Origin of the sequence: Gluconobacter sp., from assembly GCF_047723935.1 — a bacterium.
In the GTDB taxonomy this organism is placed as follows: Bacteria; Pseudomonadota; Alphaproteobacteria; order Acetobacterales; family Acetobacteraceae; genus Gluconobacter.
In genome coordinates, this window is record NZ_JBDOBO010000118.1 from 1 (window position 1) to 5,378 (window position 5,378).

At 48.7% G+C, this 5,378-nt stretch carries 2 protein-coding genes; both read right to left on the reverse strand.

What is annotated here, in order from left to right; translation table 11 throughout:
- Window positions 1-491: 491 nt before the first annotated feature.
- The gene (locus tag ABF979_RS16280) at window positions 492-2,201 is read right to left on the reverse strand and encodes a Na+/H+ antiporter (RefSeq protein WP_415560733.1); all 1,710 of its coding nucleotides are present in this window, start codon (window positions 2,199-2,201) and stop codon (window positions 492-494) included.
- Window positions 2,202-2,810: 609 nt separating this feature from the next.
- Entirely contained in the window at window positions 2,811-4,919 is a 2,109-nt protein-coding gene (locus tag ABF979_RS16285; protein WP_215750517.1) for a TonB-dependent receptor, read from the reverse strand.
- Window positions 4,920-5,378: the final 459 nt, after the last annotated feature.

A 5,378-nucleotide genomic window follows, 5' to 3' on the forward strand; every position in this document is an offset into this window, starting at 1 on the left:
ATTATAATTATCTTTATCTAAGTTATTTATATTTCGATGCTGCCATCCATATAATATGAAAGATTACATATTAAAAATATATAAAATCATTTTTTTATAGATGTATATTCATTGGGTAATTCTCTTGTTATCGAATTGTAAATATTGTTCTTTTCTTTTGTGAAGCCCTTTTTATGATATTTCGCTTTGAGTCTGCTTGCTCGGACGGAGAGATCTTCTCCTGAGACGCATGTGTGTGTTTTTTTAAGGATAATGCGTACGTTTTGCTTGTCAGGCCAATGTTTGACTGCCATGTGAACCTATTGCGTGCCTGCGAGGGGGCGGAAGCAAAAATGCTACGATATTTTTTTGTTCAGTAGTGCTGACAGCCGTATGTCTTGTAGATTGCTGTTAGCCCCTTCTTATCGTGACCCTGAACTGACTCTGGTCATTTCCGCGTCCTTTGGGCAGAAAATGTTTGCATGCATTCTGGTTGCCGCTGCACGTTACCATTAAATATCCTGGGGTAATCTCTGCACCCGACTGCGGATCACTTGTTCTTCATAGTCCAGTTCGCGCTGAATATCCCATTCAGTCTGATCATTGATGTCTCGTGCATCTACCAACGCATGAAGCGTCTGGCGTTGCAGGCGGAGAACGATGAGACGCAAAGCCAATTCGATGCGTTCCCGCCGAAGCGCCGTTGTCCGGGTTAAAACCGGGGATTGTGTCGGGCCATCAATCTGGCTAAGGCGGTTCTCGTATGTCTGGAGGAGGCGTCCCAGAACTTCCAGTCTCATATCCTCGTTACCGTGATTGTTATTCGCGTTGTCAATCGCTTCACTCCGGTCCTTCTCAGCGCGACTTTGCTCATTATGCAGAAGTTGCAGAGTGGCCTGAAGCAAACGCTGGCGTGCGAGACTCTCTTCTTGCGCGTGTTTGTCAGACATATCGCGTGGGAGAAATCGGATACACAGAGGGATAGCGATTGCTGCCATGACGAGCGAGAGAACAATCACTCCTGTCGCTACAGTAATAACGAAGCTGCGCTCGGGAAAGGCCTGAGGGTCAATCCCAAGTGCCGGCAAAGAGAGCACAGCAGCAAGAGTAACGGCACCGCGGACGCCGGAAAATGCCAGCAAAACGATTTCGAGAAAATGCGGAAATGCAAATGCCCGATGGGACATACGGGCAACCGCCCATCTTCGGATGACAGAAATCCAGATACCGCAAAATCGGATTACGAACATGATCGCATAGACGCTTGCGACAAGCAGCGAGAGTTGCCAGAAGTGCGCGCTGTGCTCTTGAGCTAATTCGACGCCGGCATTCAAAAGCCATGGAAGCTGTAAGCCAAGCAGTAAGAAGATTAGGGCATTAAAGACATAGCTGACCGTATCGAGCACCGTGCTTGCCTGAAGCCTGGTAGAAGTGGCAGCCTCGTCTGACACGCCTGTCAGTTTAATCACCATGCACCCTGAGACAGCCGCTAGTATGCCTGATGCATGTACTGTTTCAGCGGCCGCATAAATGCCAAAGGGCAACAAAACAATCATCAGAACCTGCATGAGAGGATCATCAAATCCGCGTCGTAGGAGGATGCGCTCCGCGCGTACGGCAATCCATGCCAGTCCTGCACCGATGGCCAGCCCTCCGAACGAAACCAGCAAGAATGAGCTGAAAGCATGGCGGTATGAAAATTCTCCGGTCATTGCGGCAATCATCGCAAAATGAAAGCAGACAAGGCCGGAAGCATCATTAAATAGAGCTTCACCATTCAGGATATGGATAAGGCGTTCAGACACGCGGCGGCCTGCGATGAGGCTGGAGACTGCGACGGTATCCGTAGGTGAAAGTGCCGCCGCAAGTGTAAAACATACTGCTAGGCTGACGGCAGGTATCATCCAGTGAATGGCGTATCCACAGAGAACCGTTGAGATGACCACCAGGCCGAATGCCAGAAACAGAATTACACTTCGCAGTTCGGAGAATTCTCGCAGAGGCATACGGAAAGCGTCTGTGAAAAGGAGCGGGGGCAGGAAGACCAGCATGAATAAGCTTGGTTTCAACCCGACATGCAGGCCGCAAAGAGCCGCAACGATCCCTAAAAAGATTTGGACCAAGGGAGCAGGTACACGGTTGGAGAGCGCTCGTACCGCCAGACTGCTTATAACAATCATGGCCAGGAGAATGAGTATGGTTTCTGCTTCCGACATACTCATTCTTTTTGCCTATTTTTTGAAGGAGGCAAGTAGCTTATTTATTGGGAAATGAAAAAAGTGTAATTCTTTGTTAAATCGGTGCACTCTGCCTTATGGATTTCACAGTGCGATTTTGCCTATTGAGGAGGTCCATTTAAAATCTATGTGGCATTTTATTAAAAGATAGATACTTTACGAAGTGGTCTGATAAGAATTTTTATCTGGGATATTGAGTAGAAAAAGACGGCAGGAGAGGCGGTCTTTGTGTTTTTATCTGTAGGCTGGGAAAATATCGGCCAAATCTATAGTATTGCGGGCAGTCAAGGGCGCTCCCGCCAGTCGCTCAGCCATCAATGAAACCGAACAGAAAAGCAGCGCCGAGGCTCTGGGCATTTGTGCATGTCTGGCTGGCGGTCATGGTTCAGAGCACGCGATATGCCTTGAGCAAGAGATAATTATTTTGGACCGCCTACACCGGGAACATCCTCGCTTGGGACAGAGAAGTGGACCAATGATAGTCCACTTCTGATGCGCCAGACCGCCGCATGAGATGTCTTTGACTGAGTTCTGTCTGGCTGAGGTATTCAGGGAAACAGAACTCAGTCCAATCAGATACTCCGATGGCATACCTTAGAAAGCCGTTGAAACTGTTCCCGTAACTGTAAAGCGAGGCTCAAGAATAAATTGAGCGCCCGAACCTGGATTTGAAAGGTTGCCGTTCATGAGGCGCACCTGACTTGCATTTGTTCCAACGCCAACTACTCCAGTTCTTAAAATGGCCCCCGTAAGATTGGTGAAGTTTAGCCGGATGGTCGGTGATTTTGCATGCCACAGAGGCTTGAAATGATAACCTAACGAGAGCGTATTTGTGAAATAGCCAGGCATACGCTGGTCGCCTGCAAGAGTTGTTGATTGTGGGCCGGTGTAATGCAGAGCCCCATTGGCAAAAATGCCTTTGTAAGTGTACGTCAGCCCAAAGTTCGCCATAAAATGTGGGGCCAAGGGAGCCTGTTTGCCCTTGCTCGCGAAGGCTGTGAGATTTCCATAAATATCCGAGGCTGCGATATTCGTATCTGTCGTTGCGCTGAGATATTCGAGCGAAAAATAGGGGCTTAAACCATAAATTGGTTGTGTTGATACCATCAAGTCCACGCCGCGTGCGGTTTGGTTGCCAGCATTGACGACACCGGTCTGGTTATTTCCGACATAAGTAGACAAGAGTCGGTTCGTGATATTGTAATTGAACAGATCAAGATCAACGATAAAATATTTATCGTTATATCGGTACCCTAATTCTTCTTTAATTGAGTACTGATTTTTCGGCAATGTTCCATCAATATTCGTATTGGCTACTGCCGAGGATGAGGGTTGGCGGAAATCACCTTCTGCATTCAGGTAGATCTGGTGATGGTCATTAAAGTGATAGCTGATGGATACGTGAGGAAGTGGCGCAGTCAGGTTTTGTCCGAGCTGTCTCCTGCTTGGATAAACGATGTACCAGACATTGGACATGACATATTTGAAGCCGGCGTTCACCAGAAGGCGGTCGTGAAAGTATTTCGCTGTGTCCTGAAAAAATATCGAATGAACTTCGAAACCCGCTGTATTGCCAGGATAGACACGGTTGCCATTCCGATAGATCTGGTAAGTAGCATCATTGGGGCTGGGATTGGCACCCTCAGCTGTTGTTACGCTGCTTGGAAAGTGCTGGGTATAATCCTGATTTTGGTACCAGTAGCCCAGTTCGAAGTGGTTATGCTTATCAATATCGTAACCCAGGATTGCGGTTGCACCTACACTGAATGCCCCGTCTTGCAAAAAGAAACTGGTTACTGGAGTTCCCGTGGGAACAGGCACGCCTGATTTATAGGTGTTCCCGCTCGTCGCGCTTGAAAAGGCTCCCGCGCTTCCACTCCATCCGCGCCCCCAGTTGTAGTAGGGGCGAAGGTCAAGGTGTAGACGGCGCGTTATGACAACGTGCATTGGGGCAGTCAGAAAAAGCTGCATCCAATGGTTGATGTTGTTCTTCCAGTAATCGTTATTAACCGGGTCGAACTCAGCCTTGCGACCATAGCTGTTTCCGGTCCGCTTAAAATTATAAAACTGTGTGGCTGTGCCATATGTATCGACAACAAAGTCTTCAAGGTTCCAGCCCATGAAGGCGCGGGCATATGAGCCATTGGCCCAGTCTTTTCGGACACCAACGTCCACATGGATCTTCTCGTTACGGCCGCCCCCAAACCATGATCGAGCATGGGTGTGGGCAAAGGAAACAAATCCCCTGCTACCTGTGTTGCCTATGTCTCCCGACTCAAGGCGGATGAACTGGCGTGCCAGATTGTTTGTGCCATAGGAAAAATCCATCGTCCCCCCAAATTTGTGTTGGGGATCATGAGTGGCCTGATTCAAAACACCTGCCGCTGCGGATGTCACGGGAAGATCAATCGGAGATGATCCTGGCAGCATGCTGACACTGTCAACGTCTTCGGATTCAACGTTTTCTGCCATATAGGCCGCGCTGGCTGCAGGGCCGCCATCAATCATCAGTGCCATATCGGCATCAGTAAGGCTTCGGCTCTGAATGCGGCCACCTTGCAGGCCGGAAGTATCAGTAACGGCGATATTAACGCTTGGTAGGTTGCGAACGAGCTCCAGCGCAGTGCTTGTTGGGCTGCGCATATCAATAAATGATTTTGTAATGGTTTGTACTGCATAAGGTGCTGTTTCAACGCGCATCATTCCGCCGCCGCGGCTACGGTGTGCGCTGGATACATGAACGGTTTCATCTGTGGTGGAATTGATTTCCGTACGTTTATGCTGCGGTTTGGGGTGCTCAGAAAGTGTGGGAATAGCATGTGAACGTGAGCGCGCTTCACGATGGGGCGCTGATTTTTTCGTCTCCTGCTCCGTGGTCGCAGCCTGAGCTTCCGAAAGAGAGAGAGCGTCAATGATTCCGGCTGGCACACTGGTTCCGAGGCAGGTCATGACGAGGAGGCGCTGATTCAACGCTCGGATTTTACAGGCACGAAAGCGCATCACATGGATTTCCTTTTGTGTGGCACCAGGTCGTTTCCTGGAGTGATCTTTTCATGGACCTCGATTGAGTGGCATTACCGATAAAGATCCATAACGAAAACGTAACCTGTTTTATTTTTAAAAAAAAAACAGTATTTTGTGTTTCGAGATTTCAAATTATGT

What these genes read in the sequence shown, in the direction of transcription:
- ABF979_RS16285 (WP_215750517.1), bottom strand. Translation starts at nt 4,919, where the DNA reads ATGATGCGCGTTGAAACAGCACCTTATGCAGTACAAACCATTACAAAA.
- ABF979_RS16280 (WP_415560733.1), bottom strand. Translation starts at nt 2,201, where the DNA reads ATGAGTATGTCGGAAGCAGAAACCATACTCATTCTCCTGGCCATGATT.